This is a genomic window from Francisella-like endosymbiont, assembly GCF_003069505.1.
Lineage (GTDB): Bacteria > Pseudomonadota > Gammaproteobacteria > Francisellales > Francisellaceae > Francisella.
The window spans coordinates 76,402-98,313 of record NZ_QAPC01000001.1; the positions used below are offsets into that span (position 1 = coordinate 76,402).

Below are 21,912 nucleotides of genomic sequence, written 5' to 3' on the forward strand. Positions count from 1 at the left end.
TTTAATAGGTCACTATTATCTATTAAAAATTTCAAAGCGTATAGACACCTAAAAGAGCTTATAATCAAAGAAAAATATAATGTTGTGCATTGTCACACCAGTTCCAAGTGTTTTAACAAGACTAGCAATAAAAAATATTAAGAAAAAACCTAAACTAATATATACAGCTCATGGTTTTCATTTTTATAAGGGAGCATCACTTAAAAATTGGTTAATTTTCTATCCAATAGAAAAATATCTATCAAAATATACAAATGTTTTAATAACTATTAATCAAGAAGATTATAATATAGCTAAAGATAAATTTAGAGCAAAAAATACTAAGTTAATAAACGGTGTTGGAACTAACCTGGGTAAGTTTAAACCATTATCAGCTTATGAAAAATTACAACTTAGAGAAAAGCTGGGTTTTCAAACAAATGATTTTATAATCATATATGTTGCTGAACTAGTCAAGAACAAAAGACAAGAGGATTTAATAAAAGCAGTACAACAAATTAAAAATAAAAAACTAAAATTATTATTAATTGGTCAAGGCAAAGAATATTTTAATTATACTAAATTTATCAAAGATGATAATTTAGATAAAAGAGTAAGGTTGCTAGGATATCAAAATAATATAAACGAATGGTTAAATATTGCAGATTTATATGTTTCATCATCACAGAGAGAAGGATTACCTGTAAATATACTTGAAGTGTTTGCTGTAGGATTACCTGTCTTCGCTTCAGATTGTAGGGGTAATAGAGACTTAGTTGCAGAAGAGTATTTGTTTGAGGTTGGAGATGTTGATAGGCTTAAAGACTTGATAGTTAAAAAGGTAAACACTATTCAAAAGTATACAACTAAAATCAATATAAAAGACTACAGACTAGATAAGTGTATTAGAGAGTTAAGGAAGTTTTATGACTCTTAATTTGAAACTATTGGAAGGATTTAAAAAATATTTCTTAAATACCGGATGGTTATTTATTGGTAATATATCAAGAATGCTAGCATCTCTACTAGTAGGAATATGGGTTGCTAGATACCTAGGGCCAAAAGAGTTTGGTGTTTTTAATTATGCTAGTAGTTTTGTGGCACTTTTAGTGTGCTTACAACTCTAGGACTAGATGGAGTAGTTGTCAGAGAATTAGTAAAGATTCAAATAAATCAAATACTATTCTGGGAAGCGCTTTAAGTTTGCTGTTGCTTGGTTTTTTTGTATTTTTGGTGATACTATCAGGGACTCTTTATCTTTCAGATGAGAGTTTTTATACCAAAGTATAATTTAGTAGTAGCTATTTCTACTATGATGCAGAGTTTTAATGTCCTAGATTTTTATTTTCAGAGTCAAGTAAAGAGTAAATTTGTAGCGCTAGCGAATTTAATATCTTTAATAATATCATCAACTACAAAAATAATACTTATACTATGTGGAGCTAAGCTAATCTATTTTGCTGCAGTTGTCGTTTTAGATAGCTTTACTTTATCACTAGGATTTATATATTTTTATCAATCTAAAAAGTTTGGCAATATCAGAAAATGGCGCTTTAAGTTTGCTGCTGCAAAATCATTATTAAGAGATAGCTGGCCTTTGATCTTGAGTGGTTTGGCAGTATCTATATATATGAATATAGACCAGGTTATGATAAATCATATGCTTGGAGTAGAAGAGGTTGGACAGTTTGCTGCAGTTGTGAAGATAAGTACAGTTTAGTATTTCGTACCAACAGTTATATCATCATCTCTTTTTCCTGCTATTATCAATGCAAAAAAGTAAGTGAACACTTATACTATACAAGGCTTCAAAGACTTTATGATTTGATGGTATGGATGGCTATAGCTATTGCAATTCCTATGACATTTTTAAGTGATTGGGAAGTTAATTTGTTATATGGGCAACAGTATAATCAAGCAGGTAGTGTGCTTATGATTCATATTTGGGCTGGGGTGTTTGTATCAGTTGGGGTTGCTAGTAGTAGATGGCTTTTAACTGAGAATTTGCAAATATTTTCTACGATAAATACTTTTATTGGGAGTGCTATTAATATTTTGCTTAACTATATTTTTATTACATATGTAGGAATTCAAGGAGCCGCACTAGCTACTTTAATATCATACTTTATAGCTGCATATTTTAGTCTTGTTTTTTGGCAAAAGACTAGAAAGAACTTTTTTAGTTTATCAAAAAGTTTTTTGATTTTGAGGATATTAAATGTTAAAAAAAGTTATTAAAATTATGTTACCTCAGGCAGTAAAAGATAAATTAAAGTATTTTAAAAATACTTATTTAGATGGATATGCTACCAAATCTTATTCTTAAGAGGGTGAAGATTTGATTCTAAATAGGATTTTTGAGTACCAACAAGAAGGCTTTTATATAGATGTTGGGGCTCATCACCCTAAGAGGTTTTCTAATACTTATTTTTTTATAAAAAAGGTTGGATGGGAATAAACATAGATGCAATGCCGGGTAGTATGAAATTATTTAATAAATTTTCCCAAGGGGATATAAATATAGAAAAACTAATTTCGGATAAAACACAGACTCTAACTTATTATGCTTTTAATTAACCGGCATTAAATGGTTTTTCAAAAGAGATATCAGAAGAAAGAGATGGTGAAGATAATTACTTTATAAAATTTACAAAAGACATTCAAACATTAACCTTGGCAGAAGTTTTTAATAAAAATTTATCTGAACATCAAAAAATAGATTTTTTGTCGATTGATGTTGAAGGTTTGGATTTTATTGTGATTAAATCTCATGATTTTAAAAAAATATAGACCAAAAGTTATATTGATTGAGATTCTAAAAAATAATCTAAGAGATATTTTCAATAATGAGATATTAAAGTTTTTGTATATTAAGGATTATTTAGTATATGCAAAATCAGTAAATACAATATTTTTTATATGTAAAAATTTTTATAAAGAAAGGTACGCGTGAAAATAACAATAGTAGGCTTAGGTTATGTAGGCTTAAGCAATGGTATTTTATTGGCGCAAAATAATGAGGTTTGCTTTTTAGATATCGATGATATTCGAGTTAATTTACTTAACAACAAAATAGCGCCAATTAAGGATGAACTTATACAAAAGTTTTTGTCAGAAAAATAGCTAAACTATTTTGCAACTATTGACAAGGACATAGCCTATGAAAATGCTGAGTATATTGTTATATCTGTACCGACAGATTATGATGATACTATAGATACTTTTGATGTTTCTATTCTAAAAGCTGTTATCAAAGATTGCTTAAAAACATCCTCAAGTCCAACGATTGTTATTAAATCAACAGTTCCAATCGGCTTTACAAAATCTTTAAAGCAGGAGTTAGGGGGTAGATAATATTATATTCTCACCAGAGTTTCTAAGAGAAGGAAAGGCATTATACTATAATCTCTATCCTATTAGAATTATTATCGGAGAAAAATCAGAGGTTGCTAGAGGTTTTGCAAACTTGTTAAAAGATGGCACATTAAAAAAAGATGTTCCAATTTTATATACGGACTCTACAGAAGCAGCAGCTGTGAAGCTTTTTACTAATACTTACTTTAGCAATGCGAGTGGCATATTTTAATGAGCTTGACACCTATGCCGAATCACATAATTTAAATACTCAAAATATTATCAAAGGAGTATGTCTAGATCCTAGAATAGGAGATTATTATAATAATTCTAGTTTTGGCTATGGAGGTTATTGTTTACCTAAAGATACTCAGCAGTTAAAAGCAAATTATTTAAACATTCCCAATAATTTGATTATTGCAATTGTACAGTCTAACCAAACATGCAAAGATTTTATTACACACCAGATATTAGATAGAAAGCCAAATGTTGTTGGCATATATAGGCTAGTAATGAAAGAAGGTAGTGATAATTTTAGGAAATCTGCAGTATTTGATATTATTGACAAGTTAGTTAAATCTAACGTTAAAGTGATAGTGTATGAGCCAATATTAAAAACTATTGATAATAATTTTGTTAAAGTAGATTGTTTAAAGACTTTTAAAAGTCTTTGTGATTTAATTATCACTAATAGAAATGATAAAAATCTACTTGATGTAGAATATAAAGTTTACACAAGAGATATATTTAAAAAAGATTAGTCTAAATAAGATGCAGAAATTAGCGCCCATAGTACTATTTGTATACAATCGTCCTTTGGCATACACAACAAACAATTGAAGCTTTACAAAAAAATAAGCTTGCTATAGATTGAGTTATTTATATATTCTGATGCTCCTAAGAATGAAAATACTATAGAAAAAGTCCAAGTAGTGCGAAATTATATTAAAACTATCAAGGGTTTTAGAAAAGTAACTATTATAAAAAGAGAAAAAACTGGGGACTTGCTGACTCTATAATTGATGGGGTTACTAAAATAGTTAATCAATATGGCAAAATAATAGTAATTGAAGATGACATAGTTACAAGCTCGTACTTTTTGAAATTTATGAACGATGCTTTAGAGTTTTATAAAAATGAAGAAAAAGTTTGGCATATTAGTGGCTGGAATTATCCAATAGAAATTGAAAACTTTAGTGATACATTTTTATGGAGAGTGATGAATTGTTGGAGTTGAGCTACTTGGGCTGATAGATGGGAATATTATAAAAAAGATGTGGATGAGACAATTAGAAAGTTTAATAAAAAAGATATCTGCAGGTTTAATCTAGATGGTGTTGAGAATTTTTGGGAGCAAGTATTGTCTAATAAAAATAGAAATATTAATACTTGAGCTATATTTTGGTATACAACAATTTTTTAAAATAATGGATTGTGTTTAAACCCAGCAAAAACATTTGTTGAAAATATTGGCCATGATTCATTAGGTGAGCATTGCGGAAATTCAAATAGTTATAAAAATAATAATTTAAACCTAAAGGAAAGCATAGAGTTTACTAGAAACATTAAAGAAAACTCAATCGCAGTTTTTAAGATAAAAGAATTTTATTTATTATCAAGAGAATCATTTTATAAGAAAATAAAAAGAAGTTATTAAAGCTATTGTAAGTAGAAGTGTTATATAGTGAACATCGATTTTTCAGATAAAAATCTATCAGATGTAGAAAAAAGAGATAGAAAAATTTTTAAACAGAAAAAGCCAAAACTTAAATGACCTTGAACAAATGTGGAGCTTTATGGATTTGGTTTGGGACAAATATGGTTGTCGATAATAAACACTTTGACTGGGATAAAATAAGTAAGTTTTATGCTCATCCCGTTTGGCTTTTGAACGGTCTTTTCATAGAACAACATGAAGAATCTATGAGACATTGCCATGTTATTAGCGATTGGATAGTACAAAGTAAGTTTAAAAATATATTAGATTATAGAGTAGGCTTTGGGACTTTAGCTAGACTGATTGCTCAAAAAAACAAAGCTACTACAGTAAATATATATGAGCCACATCCAAGTGAGTTTGGTCTTAAGAGAAAATTAGAATTTAATAAAATTAATATAATAAGCAAACTTGATCAGAATTATGATTGTTTAGTATCAGCTGATGTTTTAGAGCATGTTCCCAATCCAATTAATGATTTCGTTAATATAATAAAAAGTGTGAAAACAGATGGTTATTTAGTTATAGCTAACTGCTTTCATTCTGTAATAAAATGTCACCTACCACAAATCTTTCATTTAAAGTATACTTTAAATCAGTTTGCAAAGATGTTGGGGCTTGAGGTTATTGGATTGCTTGAAGACAGTCATGCAACAATTTATAAAAAAGTAGTTGATGTAAATCTATTTGGAAAGAATAAAGTTATATGAAAAGCTGTCAAAAATTATATTTTCTACTAATGGCGGAGCTGGTATAGCAGTGTATTAGACTACATAACTCTTTATTAGATGCTGATATGGATAGCCAAATGCTAGTTTTGGATAAAAGAAGTGATGATTATAGATTATTAGCTCCAGAATCAAATCTTGAAAAATTATCTGCTTTTTAAAAACCTAGAATAGAGTAAGTTTTAATTAGAAAAAAATATAAAAATAAATCTAAAGTACTATTTAACTCAGCAAATATATCATATAAAAATCTTGTGAAAAAGATTAATGCTATTAATCCTTATATCGTCCATTTACATTGGATTAATGGAACAATGCTAAAAATAGAAGATGTTCCTAAAATCAGAGCACCAATAGTATGGTCTCTTCATGATATGTGGGCATTTACTGTAGGGTGTCATTATACTAATTAGTGTTTAAACTATCTAAAAGGCTGTGATAATTGTCCAGTACTATCTAGTAATAGCTTAAATGATTTAAATAAAAAAATTTTAAAAGAAAACAAAAAACTTATAACAAAATAAATATGACTATTATTGGAATTAGTAAATGGTTAAATGAAACTTCTAAAAATAGTCCGCTTTTAAGAGATAAGAAACATATAAATTTACTAAATCCTATAAATACAGAAACATATAAACAATTTAATAAAGACCTATTAAGAGAATTGTGGAATTTACCTAAAAATAAGAAACTTATACTTTTTGGAGCTATGAGTGCAATAAGTGATAATAGGAAAGGTTTTGAAGAACTAAGTTTAGCATTAGAAAAAATATTAAATGCTAATAGCATTGAGTTAGTAATAGTGGGTTAGTAGTCAACCAAAGAATCCACCAGATTTTGGCTTTAAATCGCATTATTTAGGGATATTAAATGACGATGTTAGTTTAGCTACATTGTATAGTACGGTAGATCTTATGGTTGTGCCTAGTAAGCAAGAAGGTTTATCAAATGTGATTATGGAAAATCTATCTTGTAGTACCCCAGTTGTTGCTTTTGATATTGGGGTAATACAGATATGATGGAGCATAAAATAAATGGCTATCTAGCAAAACCATTTGATAGTCAAGATTTAGCTAGTGGTATAAACTGGGTTTTAGATAATGAACACTAAGATGAGCTTTGTAAAAATGTTCGAGCTAAAATTTTGGCTGAGTTTGATACTAGGTTGGTTGTACAGAAATATATTCAAATATACACAGGTTTTTTAGAAAATGAAAAATGATATCAAGCCTCTAATTACAGTTATAACAGTTGTATACAATGGAGAAGCATATTTAGAGAAAATAATTCTAAGTGTCATAAATCAAACTTATGAGAGTGTTGAGTATATTATTATAGATGGAGGATCTACAGATGGTACTATCGATATTATCAAAAAATACGAGTCTAAAATAAATTATTGGATTAGTGAAGCTTATAATGGTATCTATGATGCTATGAATAAAGGTATAAAATTAGCTACTGGTGACTGGATTAACTTTATGAATGCTGGAGATCTGTTTTATAATCTTAGTGTTTTAGAGAGGCTGCATAAGAATTTTAGTTTAGATTTATCTATTTTGTCTGGTAAGGTTGCTATGTTTTATTGATAAGAGTTTTATGGATGAGTATGGAGATCAGATGTGATACCACATCAAGCAACATTTTTTAATTCAAAAGATATTAAGCAACTAAATTTAATATAAAGTATAAGATTTTAGCAGATGGTGAATTGTTAAGTAGAATGAAACTTTTAGAGCACTATTGTTGTCAATATGTTGATATATTTATTGCCAAATTTCATTTGGGAGATGTTGGTAATAATCCCAAATATCTCTTTAAAAGAATAAAAGAACAGTGGGAAATAAAATCAGAGACGCAACAGAAAATATCATATAAATGGATATTGTTTAATTTATATAATATTTTAGGTCTATGTTTTTATAATATATTTGGTGAGAGAGGTTATATTATGTTTTTTTCTAAAAATAACTTTGCCTATTGTAAGGAATAAAAGGCGCTAAAGTATGATTAAGCAATTTGTATCAAGAATAATAAGAAACAAAATATTTTATCCATTTTGGAAGAAACTCAATTTTTTGTCATATTATTAGAATGAATTTTGGCGTAGCTAGTGGATTGCTAACTATAGTGGAGAACTTTATATTATCAAAAAAGTTAAAAAATTGTTATAGCCCCTAGTAAGTGGTTTAATGATGTTAGAATTAAGCAAGATGATATATGCCATAAATCATGGATAAGAATATGAATAATGTAAAGATATCAGTGATTATGTCAGTATATAATGCTGAGAAATATATAGCTCAAGCTATTGAAAGTATTTTACAACAATCATTTAAAGACTTTGAGTTTATCATTGTAAATGATGGTTCAACTGATAATAGTTTGGCTATAATCAAAAAATATGAGGAAATTGATAGTAGAATTAGGATTATATCTAGAGAGAATAGAGGTATTATTTACTCTCTAAACGAAGCTATTTTTTTAGCAAATGGTGAGTATATAGCTAGGATGGATGCTGATGATATTGCAGATAAAACTAGATTTGCGAAACAAATGGATTATATTACAAAGTATGGTTATGATGTTGTTGGAACTAATTTAGAATATATAAATAGTCATGGGGAAATAATAGATACAAAGACTTTCCCAGAAAGTAATAGAAGTATTAGGAAGAGAATATATTATAAATGTATAATCTCTCATCCATCTGTAATGTATAAAAAAGAAACCATTTTGAAATATAATTGTTATATGGGTGGTAAAGCTAGTGAAGATTATGATCTTTGGCTTAGATTAATGAGAGATGTATCTATAAAATTCTACAATATTCAAGAAAATCTAATGCAATATAGAATACATGTTGGGCAAATTAAAGGAGATAAGACTGCTTTTGCTGAGGTAGCAGGTTATTTTTTGAGAGAGGCTTTATATATGAAATCACTTAAATCTTTAGTGGAGTGTTTTGCCTATATTCTTAAAATATAATATGGACTTAAAAAGTATTAAAAAAATGAAAATCTACGTCTTTGATCTTGATAACACACTTTATTCTTACAAAAATGGTTTATTTGATAGCCAAATGGCGAGAATGAGTGAGTATATTAAACTAAAACTAAATATCTCAGCAGAGAAAGCAAATGCAATCCGTGATGAGCTATATTATGAGTTTGGTTCAACTATGCTTGGAATGATGCGTTATCATAATATTGAGCCTAAAGAGTTTCTAAACTATATCGATGATATTGAGATTAGTCACTTTATGCCGAATCAAAAACTAAACAATTATATCAATGATTTAAGAAAAAATAATCGTACTTATATTTTTACTAATGCTTCTGATTTCCATGCTAATAGAGTATTTAAGCAACTTGGTTTAGATAAAAGTTTTGATGGTATATTAACAATACAAGATACAGGCTTAGTTTCTAAACCAAAGATCAAATATTTTAAAATAGGTAGAGATAAATTTGATATTAATTTTGAAAAGACTATTTTCTTTGAAGATTCATCACATAATTTAATACCAGCAAAGCATTTAGGTATGCAAACAGTATTAGTCCATGCAGATGATCATAAATTAGAGGCTAATTTTTATGACAATTAGGAGATAGATTATTATGTTGCAGATATCGAGTCATTTTTTGAGGGTAGATATATAGCTACCAGGAAATAACCGTTACTTTTTTATCTAAACCACAATTCATTTTTGATTTTATTTTCTCAAGGCTTTCTGATGTTTGTAACCCTGATTTTGCATTAGGATATTGGGTTACATGACTTGCATTAATTAGAGCAAACTTTATAGAATTTTCGATATTATTTCCTTTGTAAATATTTGCACAGAAGGTTGAACTAAATGCATCACCGGCACCTAGTGTATTTATGACATTTTTAATACGTAGTGATTCACTATAGTATATTTTATATTTAGTTGCAGCATAGACACCATTAGCGCCATCTGTAACTACTATTATCCTTACACCTAGATCTAGACAGATCTTAAAGAAATCTTTAAGTCTAAAAGTGGAGTTTAAAAAGTTACTTTTTTCTTCATTAAGAGGCGTTTCTAGTCTATCTTTAGATTCAACAATATCTTTACCATCAGAGGATAGTAATGATAACATCAATTTTTGTGCTTCTTGGAAGTTTAGTACAAGAATATCAATACCGAACATTGAGTCTTTTATAAAGCTTTCACCAACACTTAGCTGACTAGAGCCAGGATTGATAGCAACTTTGGTGTTATTATCTGCTGCTAATTTAACTATTTCGGGTAACCTTGCTGCAGATGATTTACTCAATGATGTGATATATATAAAATCACTTACTATAATTGCTTGTGATGGTAAATCATCTTTTAGAATATCTTTGTTAGCACCGCGATAGGCAAAAATTGTTCTATCACCACTTAGAGCAGGCACTACATATGAGGTGGCAGTACCATATTTATTAGAATAGCGAATGTTAGAGATATCTATGCCATGATTTTTTAGTTCTTTAGTGATTTGCTCTCCTGCAATATCTTTACCAATTTTCCCAAAAAAGCTGACATCTATGCCTTGTTTTTTGAATGAAACAGCAGCATTAGTAGCCCCACCACCAGAAAAAGATTTTTGATCTGTCACTTCAATCTTAGCTCCTTCTTCAAGAAGCATAAAAGATTGGGTGGTATTTTTCTTTTGCATATTCATGGTGAACATTTCTTCATACTCAATAATCGTATCAAGTGCTGCACCACCAATTGTTAGAGCTTTGAGATTTTTCATTTTAGTTAGTTTAAATTAAATAATTATGTGATAGCATATCATCAATTATCAAGAGCGTAAATAATATTTGATGCGTATCAATTTATATCCTAAAAATAAACCTTTTTTATAGAAAAATTTTCAATTAATTAGTATTTTTTTAGCAAAACGCTATTTAGCGTATATGATTTAATATTATATATAAAGGAAATTTTTAAGATGCTTTCTAAGCCAGTAAAAAAGACCAGTGTGCGTATATAATGCCGATTGGTGGTGGTGAAGATAAGTTCGCAAGCCCACAGTTCTAGAAAAATTTGTCCAACTATCGGGTGGTGGTGAAGCAAAAATTGCTGTTATTCCAACAGTATCAAAACTTCCAGATACAGGAGATATTTATGTTGATATCTTTACAAAAATTGGAGTCAAAGAAGTACATAACCTAAAAATAGAAACACGTCTTGATGCTACTACTAGTAAAAGAATATCAAGATATACTTTCCAAGTGTACAGGTATCTTTATGACTGGAGGTAACCAACTTTTACTTTCAACTACTCTTGGCGGCACACCAGTAGTACAGCTTATTTATAGGTTAAATGCAAAGGGTGTCAATGTAGCAGGGACTTCGGCAGGTATAATGTTTATATCTGGCTTTATGATCGCAGGTAGTCAAGCAAGCCTTATTTCTAGATGTAATATGTTAACCTAGCTCCTGGTTTAAGTTTAACAAATAAACTTCTAGTAGACCAGCATTTCTCTCAAAGAGATAGACTAGGTAGATTTTTAGCCGCACTTTCATACAATCCGTATATGGTTGGTGTAGGTATTGATGAAGATACTTCAGCTTTACTGAATGCTGAAAATGTTATAGAGGTTATTTTGGCTCATGGTATGGTTACAATTAATGGATTTCTCTCACCTTAAGCACTCATCACTACATAACGTGAGTAACAATGCACCAATCAGCTTAGTTGATATTCGTATGTATATGTTATTAGAAGATCAAAAATTTGATTTAAATACTTGTCTAGTAGAGTTTTGATATTTTAGCTATATTTACTCTTTTTATTTGTCATTATCAATATTTAAAATCTAGTTGTAGCTTCATATAACTGTTTAGCTTTACTATCTATAAAGATGTGATTTTAATTTTATATTAATTTGTTTGTATTTTTGATTTAACCTAATTACTTTAATTGTATGAGTTTAATAATAATTTGGTTATAATCTGTCTAATGTAACTAAATACATAAATGGATATATTATGCAAAAAATTATAATTCACGGTGGTTGTGGAGCTAGAGAAGATAAAAACTTTTTACCAAGAAAAAATGTTATAAAATACTTAATATTAGTATTGACTTGAATATATCTATATATGTATAATACCTGTCATTGGCCAGATAGCTCAGTCGGTAGAGCAGAGGACTGAAAATCCTCGTGTCGGCAGTTCGATTCTGCCTCTGGCCACCATTAATTTTAAAATTGTCGGAGCATAGCGCAGTTTGGTAGCGCATCTGGTTTGGGACCAGAGGGTCGGGGGTTCAAATCCCTCTGCTCCGACCATTTTTGATGCGTCCGTAGCTTATCTGGATAGAGCATCGGCCTTCTAAGCCGAGGGTAGCAGGTTCGAATCCTGCCGGACGTGCCATTATAATGACATAGTAATTTGTAATGGTGGTTGTAGCTCAGTTGGTAGAGCCCCGGATTGTGATTCCGGTTGTCGTGGGTTCAAGTCCCATCAATCACCCCATTTATTGCGGACGTGGCGAAATTGGTAGACGCACTGGATTTAGGTTCCAGCGGGCAACTGTGGGAGTTCGAGTCTCCCCGTCCGCACCATTGTAATTTTAAAATTTTCAATTTTGAGTAAATAATTATTTAGTAGTTTTATTTAATTTTTTAAATAAAACTGATTATTTGATTCAATTGATAATCTATTATTTGCAAAGTTGCTTTTTTATATATAAAGTATAGCCTTTAGAATAATCAATTCTTTAAAATAAATGAAACGCTTTTCCAAAAGACATGCTTTTTTTGCCTCGGCAAGTACTATTGTTGAGTGGTATGATTTTATGCTTTTTGCATATTTAACTCCTGTGATAGCAAGTATATTTTTCCCTGATTTTAGTAAATATACCTCAATTCTTATGACTTTTGGGGTTTTTGCTGCAGGGTTTTTTATGGGGCCTATAGGTAGTGTAGTTATGGGAAGCTTTGGTGATCGCTTTGGTCGTAAAAAAGCTTTAGTAGTATCTATTATTATGATGATACTACCGATGCTGGTGATAGCTATATTACCAACTTATAGTAGTATTGGAGTTTTGGCGCCAATCATATTAGTGGTAATGCGATTACTACAAGGATTCTCTATTGGCGGCTCTTATGGTGGGGTGATGGTTTTTATGATTGAATCAACTAAGCCAAACCGTCGTGGTTTTATTGCTAGTTTTGCTACTATGTCATCTGGAACAGGAGTTTTCTTAGCTTCACTAGTTGTAATGTTATTGTTTGGATTGTTTAGCCGAGAGATTCTTGATTTATGGGGTTGGCGAATAGGTTATATTATTGGTTTAGTATTAGCATTAATGGCTTTAGTAATGCGCTTAATTATACCAGAGAGTTATTCTTTTGAAGAGTTGGAGGCACAAGGAGATATTTCTATTAAACCAGTAAGAGAGATGTTTAAAAAGCAGACTAAGCCGCTATTTCTAGCAATAGCCTTATCAGCTTATGCTAATATTATGTATTATTTGGTACTTTCTTACTTAAGTAGTCATTTTGTTGAACTGCATTATTCAGAGTTTTTTTCTTTGGCAGTTGTCACGATATTTAGTTTAATTTTCTCTTTTTCAGCACCATTATGGGGTTTATTGAGCGATTATTTAGGTAGAAAACCTTTGATGAAGTTTTCGATTTGGGTATATTTAATACTTGCATATCCTAGTTTTATATTAATGGATATGGGAGTCATTTACTTATTGTGGGCTATGTTTTTTTTAAGTGTTCCATTGATGGCGATATGGGGAGCTTATGGGGCAGCTGCACCTGAGCTATTTGATACTAAATATCGTTATAGTGGCAATGGATTAAGTTATAATATAGGTAACTCATTTTTTGGTGGAACTATACCATTTATAGCTACTTCATTAGTAGTTACATCAGGTAGTATGCTAGCGCCAGCATGGCTTTTAGTAGTAGCTTCTATTATTATGATACCAGTACTTTATTATATGCCTGAGACAAAATTTACTGATATTTAATGAGATTAAATTTTAATGACTTTGTATACTAATATTCTCAGTGATATAATTAATAATGTAATTTGTTACATTAAAAGGTAGCTACATTGGATTTTTGGTTAATTATAGGCGTATTTGCTATTTTATGCGTGTATCTAATAATAGAAAACATAGTACATAATACCAGTATTAAAAGTATTCCAATTAGAATTCATGTCAATGGTACTCGAGGTAAGTCAAGTGTTGCTAGGCTTATAGCAGCTGGTGTCAGAGCTGGTGGCTATAGAACTGTAGCTAAAACTACCGGAACTTTAGCTAGATATATCGATGTTGATGGTTCAGAGACACCTGTATTTAGGATAGGCTTTAGTAATATCGCTGAGCAAGTTAAAATTATGTTTAAGGCAAGAAGAGCAAAAGCTGACGCTATCGTTATTGAATGTATGGCTTTGCAACCACTTTTGCAATCGCTATGTGAGCTAAAGCTTGTTAAAGCAACACATGGAGTTTTGACAAATGCCCGCCCTGATCATTTAGATGTTATGGGTCCTACAGAAAGAGATGTCGCCAAAGCATTAGCAGCTACTGTTCCTGTTGAGGCTAAATATTTTACTGCAGAAGATATCCATTTAGATTTTTTTGAATATGCTTGTAAAGAGCGTGGTACAGAACTAATAGCAGCTACAGCACAAGATGCTGAGAAAATATCTGATGAAGAAATAAATAAATTTGTTTATTCAGAATTTAAGATAAATGTTGCTCTAGCATTAAAAGTAACAGATGATTTAGGTATACCTAGAGAGATCGCTCTTAAGGGAATGTGGGAAGCAACTCCAGACCCAGGGGCGATGACAGAGTATAATTTTAATATTAAAAATGCTGAAATAAATTTTGCTAATGCTTTTGCCGCTAATGATCCTGTATCAACAAAAATGCTTTGGGATAAGCTTTGTGATAAATATTCAGGCTGCAATAAAAAAGTACTAGTTGTAAATTGTAGAGATGATAGAGAAGATCGCTCAAAACAAATGGCAGAAGCTGCCTTAGGCTGGCAAAAACAAGATTTAATTATTCTAATAGGTACTGGTACAGAAGTTTTTACTTCCTTTTATAAAAAATATGCAAAATCACTAAATAAGCCAATGACTATAGTTATAGTTTGTGAAGAGATGACACCTATACAAATACTTGAGAAAACAGTTGAGTCAAATCCGGCGGAATCTTATATCCTCGTTGGTGTTGGTAATATTAAAGATATTGGTATGGAATTAGTAGATTTTTGTGATATTAGCCAAAAGAAGCATAATTTATAGTTTTAAGATTAAACAGGAGAAAATATGGATCTATTAACGCTCTCGATAGGGATTGGTCTTGTAGTTGGTCTAGTTTTTGTGTCACTACTAGGATTGTCTACAGGTGGTATGGTTGTACCAGGATATTTTGCTTTAGAGATGGGAGCTCCTGATAGAGTTATAGTAACTATTATCATCTCAATAATCACATTTGGTATAGTCAGATTTATGTCTAAATTTATGATTATTTATGGTAGACGAAGAATTGCTATTACAGTACTTTTATCATTTATATTAGGTGCTGTTTGTAATATGCTTTTTTCACAATATTTGACTATGAGTTTTTACTCAAATCAAGTTCAGGTAATTGGTTATATTATCCCTGGACTTATAACTTTATCTATAGATAGACAAGGACTTATAGAAACAATAGGATCTTTATTAATAGCTTCTATTATTATACGTTTGTTACTAATAGTTTTAATTGGACCTGAGATAGTAGGAATATAATGTGAAAACGATGTATTGGCACCGTAAATTTTTATCACGCTATATAATAGTGTTTTTAAGCGCATTTATGATTATATCTTTATATATAGTTGAGAAGAATCTAGTTGATGAAACAAAAGGTTATACACAAAAGCTTGTAGCTGCCGAATTAGCTGATGATGCATTTGCATTGACACAATACTTTTTTATGTCAAAAGGTTATCTGTGTAAGACAATGGGCGATGTTTCTTGTACTGGATTGATTGGTCTGTCAATGACTGAGATAACTACAGATTCTGGTGATCTTTATGCAAAGAGATCTTCGGTTAATCCAAATATGGCAGCAATATTTGTTGAATGGTTAAGCGAACTTGATCTTAAAGAAGGTGATATAGTAGCTATACAAGCAACTGGATCGTATCCAGCTTTAGATACAGCGATGTTGGCAGCTATTAAGACCTTGAAACTTAAGCTGTTAATTATATTCTCTGCTGGGGCATCACAATTTGGTGCAAATAGACCAGGCTTTACTTGGCCTGATATATATCATAATCTTGTCGAGAAAGGTATATTTGATTATGATATCTTAGGTATTACTTTAGGTGGTTCTCATGATAATGGTTATGGAATGACTCCAGGAGCTATCTTAAAACTTAATGATGCAATAAAAAGGAATGGTTATAAAGTCATTAATATTCCATACAAGCATGCAACAAATACATCTATTGCAACGCGTATAAAAATGTACAAAGAGGCCACAGGTGCTGACGATAAAATTAAAGCTTATATAAATGTTGGTGGTAACATGGCTTCGATCGGGCTAAAACATCCACAAATTAAATCATCAGATGTAGATATTAAGGATAATAAAAAATCTAAAAAATCTAGTACTAGTAATGCTGATGAGAGTATTATAAAGTTACCTAGTTTTCCTACTGGAGTGACTAAGAGTTTACCTCCAGAATATAAAACAGTTAATTCTGTGGCTGTGGATTTCTTAAAAGAAGGAGTACCAGTTATTAATGTCAGGGACATAAACTCAAGTATAATTAAAAAATATGGTATGGTTTATAATCCTAGCAGTGTAACACCACCGGGTCATGGTGCTATTTTTGCACAGAAAAAATATAATACTATGCTAGCAGCTATCTTACTTGTTATTGATATTGGTTTGGTAATATTTATGGCAATTATTTCAAGAAAATATCTAATTTCTTTCAAAACAAAGTAGTTATAAATTGCTTTGATCTATGATTCAATTTATCATTTAATTAGGTATTGTAAAAATATTTTGCTAAATATGTTTTGTTTCTATGACCTTAATCAATTAATTTCTAAATATCTTCCTGAAGCAGAAAGGTTAAAGATTGCTCAAGCATTTATATTTGGTGCTGATGCTCATGAAACCCAGGTTAGAAGTTCTGGAGAGCCTTATTTTACCCATCCTGTTACTGTAGCATGTATACTTGCTGAGCTTAGGATGGATGTTGATACAATTATTGCAGCTTTATTGCATGATGTTGTTGAGGATACTGAATATACCGTTGAGGATATTATCAATCTTTTTGGTGAAAAAGTTGCCCAACTTGTTGAGGGAGTGACTAAACTTACTCAAATAAGGCATAAAAATAGAGCAGAACAACAAGCAGAAAATTTCCGTAAAATGCTACTTTCTGTGACAAAAGATGTCCGTGTAATATTTATCAAGCTAGCTGATAGGCTTCATAATATGCGTACATTAGCGCCACTAAAACCTGAGAAAAAGCGTCGAATATCTAAGGAAACTTTAGATGTGTTTGCACCTCTTGCTCATAGATTAGGTATAAATACTCTTAAAGAGCAGTTAGAAACTTTAGCATTTGAGGGTATGTATCCTTATCGCTATCATATTTTAGAAGAAAAAGTAAAAAAAGTAGAAAAAAATAAAGAAAAGGTCTTTTATGAGGTAAAAGAGGCCTTAGCTGAAAAACTTGATGATTTAGTCTCATCAGAAGATATCAAAGCACGTAAGAAAACCTTGTATAGTATATATAACAAGATGCGTAAAAAAGGTATATCTTTTGATGAAATTATGGATATGTATGCTTATAAGATTATTGTCCCTAATAGAATAGATTGTTATGTTACCCTAGGTAGAGTTCATGAATTGTATAAGCCAATACCACAAAAATTTAAAGATTATATTGCAACTCCAAAAGCAAATGGCTATCGTTCGTTACATACGGTTGTCTTAGGACCATACAATATACCTTTAGAAATTCAAATAAAAACAGAGAAAATGGACCGTCAAGCTGAATATGGTATTGCAGCTCATTGGAGTTATAAAATAGGTGAGAAAACTGATAAAGCATTACAAAGATGGCTTAAGAAGATTTCTGATATCAATGTATATACTGCTAGTTCAGTAGAGTTTTTAGAAAATGTCAAAACAGATATTTTTAATAATGATGTATTTGTATTTACTCCTCAAGGGGAGATTGTCGAGCTGCCTGTAAATTCAACTTGTATTGATTTTGCTTATTATATACATACTGATATTGGTAATAAATGTATCTCAGCTAAAGTAAACCGCAAGATTGTTCCACTTAACTATAGGTTAAAGCAAGGTGATAGTGTTGAGATTATTACTTCAGCGATTGCCGATCCTAACCCAGCATGGTTGAAATTTGTCGAGACTAATAGAGCTAAATCAGCTATAAAAGACTTCTTGAAACAGCAATATCGTAATATTGATTATATTCGCGGTAAGGATATAGTTGAAGGTGAGCTTAGACTTTTAGGTGTTGAACTAAGAGAAGTTCCAAGTGAAATTGTTGATGGAGCATTATTCAATTATGAAGGAATAGATACAATAAATCGTTTTTATTTAGATACTGGTTTAGGTCTTATTGATCCAAATAACTTTATTGATTTTATTGTTAAGCATTTTGATGGCATGCGCAATGCTTATAAAAAATCATCATTATCAAAGCTACAAATCAGATATGGTGATGATCCTCGTATTGCTGATTGTTGTTTACCTCTGCCAAATGATGAAATAATTGGAATTGTCAACGAGGAAGGCAATGTCGAGATTCATAGGAAAAGTTGTAATGAATTATATACAAAACTTAAAGACGGTCAGACTAAAGAGATTCAAGCTGATTGGTTCACAAATAGTGATGATGATCCTAGTTTTAAAGCTAGGCTTGCAGTTACACTCAAAAATATTCCTGGTTCGATAGCGAAGATAACAGCAACTTTAGCACGAGAGGGTGTTGATATTAGAAGTTTTGATATGATGTCTGTAGATAATAAACAAGCCAAACTTGCTTGTGTAGTGGTAGTTAGAAATAGGCAAAAATTATACTTACTAATCCGTTTAGTAAGAAATTTAGATGTTTGTTTAAATATCGAAAGAATACTTAATAAGTAAATTATTATTAAATATTAGTTCTTGCATTAAAGGCATATAGTAAAGTTTGCTGATCTAAATATTCTAGTTCACCACCAAATGGTACACCAAAACCTATGCGAGAGATCTTTATATCTTTAGCAATCATTTGTGAAATAAAGTGAGCTGTTGTTTCACCTTCTACAGTAGGACTAATTGCAAGAATTACCTCATCAATTTCTCTATCGGTGATAATTTGTTCTAAAATGTTTAGCTTTAATTCACTCGGACCTATACCATCTAATGGAGAAATTCTACCATTTAAAATAAAATACTTACCTCTGTAGATTCCAGCTTCTTCAATAGCAATCATATCAAACATACTTTCTATTATACATAGTTTGGTGTCATCTCGATTAGTGTTACTACAGATATTACAAACATCATTCTCAGTAAGTGCTTGACAATATTTACATTTTTTGATACTTGCACTAGCATCCAAAAGAGAATTAGCAATAGTAACAGCTGTTTCTGGTGATTTGTCTAGCAGGTATAGAGCAAGTCTTTGAGATGTTTTTTTACCTATAGTTGGAAGCTTGTGTAAAGATTCTATTACAGCAGTAATTTTTGAAGAAAAAATTTTACTAGTCATTATTTAAAAGGAAAGTTAATACCACTAGGTAAGTCAATACCTGCGTCTTTTGCCATCTTATGGATATCTGTGGATACTGCTGAATTTTCTTCTACTTTTTTTACAGCGCTATTGACAGCAGCAGCAACTAAATCTTCAAGTATCTCTTTATCTTCAGACATAAGCGAATTATCGATACTGACATATTTGACATCATATTTACCTGTCATTATTACCGTAACAAGACCCGCACCAGATTCACCAATTACCTGCATATTTTCACGCTCTTGTTGAGCTTTTTTCATTTGTTCTTGCATTTTCTGTGCTTGTTGCATTAGCTTTGACATATCAAAGTTCATTTTGAATCCTTTACTTGTTGTTTAAAATTTCTTTTACACAATCTAATATTTGTTCACTTGAGTTTTTTATCAATGTTTTTTTTGCCATTTGTGACATTTGCTCAAGTTTAAATTTATCTTGATTAAGAGGCTTTATTATAGCGAGTAAATTTTCTAAAGTCATCTGTTGTTGTCTTAAACAAAAGCCAGCATTATTATTCACTATATTTTGAGCATTAAAAAACTGATGATCATCAACCGCTGATGGTAATGGGATAAATATAGCTGGTAGCCCAGCAATAGCACATTCTGATACAGTCAGTGCACCAGCTCGACAAATTACCAAATCAGCCCAATTATATGCTGTAGCCATATCATCTATAAAAGCAGCTATATCTTTGATATGGTTTTGTGATATATCTTTATAAGCATCTTTAGTTGCTTGGAATGATAGTTTACCAGTTTGATGCCAGATTTTTATATTTATGCCTTGCTCGCTTGCTTTTTGAATTAATTTGGGAATGATTTCATTTATTGCTTTAGCGCCTTGGCTACCACCTAGAACTAATATCTTTAATGTTGATGAGTCAGTGTATTTTTTTGTTTTATCATTAAGCGCAACAATATCTTTACGAACTGGATTACCGACAATTTTTGTTCTTGCCAATTGTTTAGAACTAAACTGATTATGGAGATTTTCGATCTCAAAAGCTAAGCATATCGTTGTTGCAAGTTTAGCTAATATACGATTTGTTAGGCCAATTTTTGCATTTTGCTCATGGATGATTATTGGGATGTTTATTTGTGCAGCTGCTAGACATATCGGCCCAGAAACATAACCACCAAAACCAATGACCAGATCTGCCTTAAGTTTTTTTAATAGAGTACGAGATTTTAAGGTATTGTAAGCAAGCTTTATCGGAAAAGTAATCTTTTTCATAATTCCTTTTCTCCTAACACCTGATGATTTAATATATTGGATATTAAAATAGTAAGGAACTATTGTAGTCTCCATACTATTAGGAGTACCAACCCAAGTTACATTGGCTTTATTTTGCTTGAGTAATTCAGCTACAGCCAGTGCTGGGTATATATGACCACCTGTTCCACCAGCTGTTATAATTATGTTTTTGTTTTCTAGACTCATATTTACATCATGAACTTTTATTTTTACAAATTAATTTTAAAGGATTTTTATGCTATTATCATTCTATTAGCTAAAATAAAGGTAGAGTTTTATTTAAGAGGAATTATGACTGAAATAAATCAAAATTATTTATATACAGATTCTAACCTATGGGTTGAGGTTAAAGGTAATATTGCAAGAGTGGGTATAGATGATTACTCTCAAGATAAATTTGGTGAAATTGTCTATGTTGATCTACCTAAAATTGGTCAAGAATATGCCAAAGACGATGAGATTTGTGTCATAGAATCAGTAAAGACCACATCTGATATTTACACACCGTTATCTGGAAAAGTTGCAAAAGTAAATCAAGAATTATTAGATAAACCAAAACTTATAAACCAATGTTGCTATGGCAAAGGCTGGATATTTGAAATTGAAATAGCTAATCTAGAAGAGCTTAAGAGCCTAATAAATCCTCAAGACTACCAAAACTATGTTAGCTAGAGTTTTATTAATTTGTATTTTAATTTTTTTATCATTATCTAGTTTTGCTGTAGAAGTATATCTTAATATACTATAAGATATATAACCTAAAAAAAGGTATAGAGTATGAGATATATACCAAGATATCTGTAGATTTTTGTAAATATTACTTAGAAAAATGTAATAAAGGATACGATAATAAATGTATTGCTAAAATGAATGGCTATCAGCGACTTTATAATACTAATTACTATGGATGTATTATATAATGTTGATTTTGATAGACTAAATAATTAATCAAATCTTTTTAATATTGTTATATCAAAATATAGAATTTAAAAGTATGCTGAAATTATATTCAGCATACTTTTTATTTTAGTGCTTATTTGATACGGCAAGTGACACTAT

General features: G+C 30.5%; 23 protein-coding genes, 5 tRNA genes and 4 pseudogenes. 28 read left to right on the forward strand and 4 right to left on the reverse strand.

Going from position 1 to position 21,912, the window contains the following annotated elements; genetic code table 11:
• Nucleotides 1–79 precede the first annotated feature (79 nt).
• The 15 genes and pseudogenes from C9379_RS00450 (at nucleotide 80) to C9379_RS00515 (ending at nucleotide 9,457) form a co-directional block, all read left to right on the forward strand.
• Nucleotides 80–916: a glycosyltransferase gene (locus C9379_RS00450; protein WP_143385138.1), complete on the forward strand. Its 837-nt coding sequence runs from the start codon at nucleotides 80–82 to the stop codon at nucleotides 914–916.
• A complete protein-coding gene (locus C9379_RS00455) occupies nucleotides 906–1,106 on the forward strand; it encodes an oligosaccharide flippase family protein (RefSeq protein ID WP_318263406.1) in 201 nt (66 codons plus the stop codon). Before C9379_RS00450 ends, C9379_RS00455 begins: the two co-directional genes overlap by 11 nt.
• A 137-nt stretch (nucleotides 1,107–1,243) precedes the next feature.
• On the forward strand, nucleotides 1,244–1,699 hold the full coding sequence (locus C9379_RS00460; protein WP_318263405.1) for an oligosaccharide flippase family protein: 456 nt from the start codon (nucleotides 1,244–1,246) through the stop codon (nucleotides 1,697–1,699).
• Between the two features lie 116 nt (nucleotides 1,700–1,815).
• Complete coding sequence (locus tag C9379_RS00465; protein WP_318263404.1) at nucleotides 1,816–2,217, forward strand: MATE family efflux transporter; 402 nt, start codon at nucleotides 1,816–1,818, stop codon at nucleotides 2,215–2,217.
• A gap of 435 nt (nucleotides 2,218–2,652) precedes the next feature.
• Nucleotides 2,653–2,769: an FkbM family methyltransferase gene (locus C9379_RS08600; RefSeq protein ID WP_425536904.1), complete on the forward strand. Its 117-nt coding sequence runs from the start codon at nucleotides 2,653–2,655 to the stop codon at nucleotides 2,767–2,769.
• Between the two features lie 159 nt (nucleotides 2,770–2,928).
• Nucleotides 2,929–4,094 (forward strand): annotated as a pseudogene (locus tag C9379_RS00470) (nucleotide sugar dehydrogenase).
• A 338-nt stretch (nucleotides 4,095–4,432) separates the two neighbouring features.
• Nucleotides 4,433–4,570, forward strand: coding sequence for a hypothetical protein (locus C9379_RS00475; protein ID WP_318263403.1), 138 nt, complete (start codon nucleotides 4,433–4,435; stop codon nucleotides 4,568–4,570).
• A 195-nt stretch (nucleotides 4,571–4,765) separates the two neighbouring features.
• Nucleotides 4,766–4,990: a hypothetical protein gene (locus C9379_RS00480; protein WP_318263402.1), complete on the forward strand. Its 225-nt coding sequence runs from the start codon at nucleotides 4,766–4,768 to the stop codon at nucleotides 4,988–4,990.
• A gap of 113 nt (nucleotides 4,991–5,103) precedes the next feature.
• Complete coding sequence (locus C9379_RS00485) at nucleotides 5,104–5,760, forward strand: methyltransferase domain-containing protein (RefSeq protein ID WP_143385137.1); 657 nt, start codon at nucleotides 5,104–5,106, stop codon at nucleotides 5,758–5,760.
• Between the two features lie 544 nt (nucleotides 5,761–6,304).
• Nucleotides 6,305–6,592 carry a glycosyltransferase family protein gene (locus C9379_RS00490; protein ID WP_318263400.1) on the forward strand — a complete coding sequence of 96 codons (288 nt, stop codon included), beginning with the start codon at nucleotides 6,305–6,307 and terminating at the stop codon, nucleotides 6,590–6,592.
• Between the two features lie 82 nt (nucleotides 6,593–6,674).
• Nucleotides 6,675–6,800 carry a glycosyltransferase gene (locus C9379_RS00495; RefSeq protein ID WP_318263399.1) on the forward strand — a complete coding sequence of 42 codons (126 nt, stop codon included), beginning with the start codon at nucleotides 6,675–6,677 and terminating at the stop codon, nucleotides 6,798–6,800.
• Between the two features lie 192 nt (nucleotides 6,801–6,992).
• Entirely contained in the window at nucleotides 6,993–7,370 is a 378-nt protein-coding gene (locus tag C9379_RS00500; RefSeq protein WP_143385136.1) for a glycosyltransferase, read from the forward strand.
• A gap of 134 nt (nucleotides 7,371–7,504) precedes the next feature.
• Nucleotides 7,505–7,774, forward strand: a complete 270-nt coding sequence (locus C9379_RS00505; protein ID WP_143385135.1) for a hypothetical protein — start codon at nucleotides 7,505–7,507, stop codon at nucleotides 7,772–7,774.
• 251 nt (nucleotides 7,775–8,025) lie between these two features.
• Nucleotides 8,026–8,769 (forward strand): glycosyltransferase, encoded by a 744-nt coding sequence (locus C9379_RS00510; RefSeq protein ID WP_318263398.1) that lies wholly within the window; start codon nucleotides 8,026–8,028, stop codon nucleotides 8,767–8,769.
• A 25-nt stretch (nucleotides 8,770–8,794) separates the two neighbouring features.
• A pseudogene (locus C9379_RS00515) lies at nucleotides 8,795–9,457 on the forward strand (pyrimidine 5'-nucleotidase).
• Here the strand turns inward: C9379_RS00515 and C9379_RS00520 are convergent.
• A complete protein-coding gene (locus C9379_RS00520) occupies nucleotides 9,444–10,550 on the reverse strand; it encodes a carbohydrate kinase family protein (RefSeq protein ID WP_143385133.1) in 1,107 nt (368 codons plus the stop codon). The pseudogene C9379_RS00515 and the gene C9379_RS00520 sit on opposite strands and share 14 nt — an antisense overlap.
• A 239-nt stretch (nucleotides 10,551–10,789) precedes the next feature.
• On the opposite strand from C9379_RS00520, the pseudogene C9379_RS00525 reads away from it, so the two are divergent.
• The 11 genes and pseudogenes from C9379_RS00525 (at nucleotide 10,790) to C9379_RS00575 (ending at nucleotide 18,965) form a co-directional block, all read left to right on the forward strand.
• Nucleotides 10,790–11,569 (forward strand): annotated as a pseudogene (locus C9379_RS00525) (cyanophycinase).
• Between the two features lie 355 nt (nucleotides 11,570–11,924).
• Nucleotides 11,925–12,000 (forward strand) — tRNA-Phe (locus C9379_RS00530).
• 16 nt (nucleotides 12,001–12,016) lie between these two features.
• Nucleotides 12,017–12,093, forward strand: a tRNA-Pro gene (locus C9379_RS00535).
• Between the two features lie 8 nt (nucleotides 12,094–12,101).
• Nucleotides 12,102–12,178 (forward strand) — tRNA-Arg (locus C9379_RS00540).
• Nucleotides 12,179–12,204: 26 nt separating this feature from the next.
• Nucleotides 12,205–12,280 (forward strand) — tRNA-His (locus C9379_RS00545).
• 6 nt (nucleotides 12,281–12,286) lie between these two features.
• Nucleotides 12,287–12,369 (forward strand) — tRNA-Leu (locus C9379_RS00550).
• A gap of 164 nt (nucleotides 12,370–12,533) precedes the next feature.
• A complete protein-coding gene (locus tag C9379_RS00555; RefSeq protein WP_143385132.1) occupies nucleotides 12,534–13,790 on the forward strand; it encodes an MFS transporter in 1,257 nt (418 codons plus the stop codon).
• An 86-nt stretch (nucleotides 13,791–13,876) separates the two neighbouring features.
• On the forward strand, nucleotides 13,877–15,082 hold the full coding sequence (gene pgsB, locus C9379_RS00560; protein WP_143385131.1) for a poly-gamma-glutamate synthase PgsB: 1,206 nt from the start codon (nucleotides 13,877–13,879) through the stop codon (nucleotides 15,080–15,082).
• A 24-nt stretch (nucleotides 15,083–15,106) separates the two neighbouring features.
• Entirely contained in the window at nucleotides 15,107–15,571 is a 465-nt protein-coding gene (gene pgsC, locus C9379_RS00565; RefSeq protein ID WP_143385130.1) for a poly-gamma-glutamate biosynthesis protein PgsC, read from the forward strand.
• A 1-nt stretch (nucleotide 15,572) separates the two neighbouring features.
• Nucleotides 15,573–16,781 (forward strand): poly-gamma-glutamate system protein, encoded by a 1,209-nt coding sequence (gene pgsW, locus C9379_RS00570; RefSeq protein WP_143385129.1) that lies wholly within the window; start codon nucleotides 15,573–15,575, stop codon nucleotides 16,779–16,781.
• 69 nt (nucleotides 16,782–16,850) lie between these two features.
• Nucleotides 16,851–18,965 (forward strand): RelA/SpoT family protein, encoded by a 2,115-nt coding sequence (locus C9379_RS00575; RefSeq protein WP_318263397.1) that lies wholly within the window; start codon nucleotides 16,851–16,853, stop codon nucleotides 18,963–18,965.
• 7 nt (nucleotides 18,966–18,972) lie between these two features.
• Here the strand turns inward: C9379_RS00575 and recR are convergent, their stop codons facing one another.
• From recR to murG, 3 genes are read right to left on the reverse strand one after another with little or no spacing between them, the layout of a single operon-like run.
• Nucleotides 18,973–19,575, reverse strand: a complete 603-nt coding sequence (gene recR, locus C9379_RS00580; protein ID WP_143385127.1) for a recombination mediator RecR — start codon at nucleotides 19,573–19,575, stop codon at nucleotides 18,973–18,975.
• Nucleotides 19,575–19,913 (reverse strand): YbaB/EbfC family nucleoid-associated protein, encoded by a 339-nt coding sequence (locus C9379_RS00585; RefSeq protein WP_143385126.1) that lies wholly within the window; start codon nucleotides 19,911–19,913, stop codon nucleotides 19,575–19,577. The genes recR and C9379_RS00585 overlap by 1 nt, the downstream gene beginning before the upstream one ends.
• 10 nt (nucleotides 19,914–19,923) lie before the next feature.
• Entirely contained in the window at nucleotides 19,924–21,039 is a 1,116-nt protein-coding gene (gene murG / locus C9379_RS00590; RefSeq protein WP_143385125.1) for an undecaprenyldiphospho-muramoylpentapeptide beta-N-acetylglucosaminyltransferase, read from the reverse strand.
• 105 nt (nucleotides 21,040–21,144) lie between these two features.
• On the opposite strand from murG, the gene gcvH reads away from it, so the two are divergent.
• Both gcvH and C9379_RS00600 read left to right on the forward strand, forming a co-directional pair.
• Entirely contained in the window at nucleotides 21,145–21,525 is a 381-nt protein-coding gene (gene gcvH, locus C9379_RS00595; protein ID WP_143385124.1) for a glycine cleavage system protein GcvH, read from the forward strand.
• Nucleotides 21,515–21,801, forward strand: a pseudogene (locus C9379_RS00600) (hypothetical protein). Before gcvH ends, C9379_RS00600 begins: the two are co-directional and overlap by 11 nt.
• Nucleotides 21,802–21,912 lie beyond the last annotated feature (111 nt).

What these genes read in the sequence shown, in the direction of transcription:
- C9379_RS00485 (WP_143385137.1), top strand. Translation starts at nt 5,104, where the DNA reads ATGACCTTGAACAAATGTGGAGCTTTATGGATTTGGTTTGGGACAAAT.
- C9379_RS00450 (WP_143385138.1), top strand. Translation starts at nt 80, where the DNA reads ATGTTGTGCATTGTCACACCAGTTCCAAGTGTTTTAACAAGACTAGCA.
- C9379_RS00575 (WP_318263397.1), top strand. Translation starts at nt 16,851, where the DNA reads ATGTTTTGTTTCTATGACCTTAATCAATTAATTTCTAAATATCTTCCT.
- C9379_RS00490 (WP_318263400.1), top strand. Translation starts at nt 6,305, where the DNA reads ATGACTATTATTGGAATTAGTAAATGGTTAAATGAAACTTCTAAAAAT.
- pgsC (WP_143385130.1), top strand. Translation starts at nt 15,107, where the DNA reads ATGGATCTATTAACGCTCTCGATAGGGATTGGTCTTGTAGTTGGTCTA.
- C9379_RS00585 (WP_143385126.1), bottom strand. Translation starts at nt 19,913, where the DNA reads ATGAACTTTGATATGTCAAAGCTAATGCAACAAGCACAGAAAATGCAA.
- C9379_RS00460 (WP_318263405.1), top strand. Translation starts at nt 1,244, where the DNA reads ATGAGAGTTTTTATACCAAAGTATAATTTAGTAGTAGCTATTTCTACT.
- gcvH (WP_143385124.1), top strand. Translation starts at nt 21,145, where the DNA reads ATGACTGAAATAAATCAAAATTATTTATATACAGATTCTAACCTATGG.
- C9379_RS00505 (WP_143385135.1), top strand. Translation starts at nt 7,505, where the DNA reads ATGAAACTTTTAGAGCACTATTGTTGTCAATATGTTGATATATTTATT.
- C9379_RS00455 (WP_318263406.1), top strand. Translation starts at nt 906, where the DNA reads ATGACTCTTAATTTGAAACTATTGGAAGGATTTAAAAAATATTTCTTA.
- C9379_RS00555 (WP_143385132.1), top strand. Translation starts at nt 12,534, where the DNA reads ATGAAACGCTTTTCCAAAAGACATGCTTTTTTTGCCTCGGCAAGTACT.
- C9379_RS00500 (WP_143385136.1), top strand. Translation starts at nt 6,993, where the DNA reads ATGAAAAATGATATCAAGCCTCTAATTACAGTTATAACAGTTGTATAC.
- C9379_RS00520 (WP_143385133.1), bottom strand. Translation starts at nt 10,550, where the DNA reads ATGAAAAATCTCAAAGCTCTAACAATTGGTGGTGCAGCACTTGATACG.
- C9379_RS00465 (WP_318263404.1), top strand. Translation starts at nt 1,816, where the DNA reads ATGGCTATAGCTATTGCAATTCCTATGACATTTTTAAGTGATTGGGAA.
- recR (WP_143385127.1), bottom strand. Translation starts at nt 19,575, where the DNA reads ATGACTAGTAAAATTTTTTCTTCAAAAATTACTGCTGTAATAGAATCT.
- murG (WP_143385125.1), bottom strand. Translation starts at nt 21,039, where the DNA reads ATGAGTCTAGAAAACAAAAACATAATTATAACAGCTGGTGGAACAGGT.
- C9379_RS00510 (WP_318263398.1), top strand. Translation starts at nt 8,026, where the DNA reads ATGAATAATGTAAAGATATCAGTGATTATGTCAGTATATAATGCTGAG.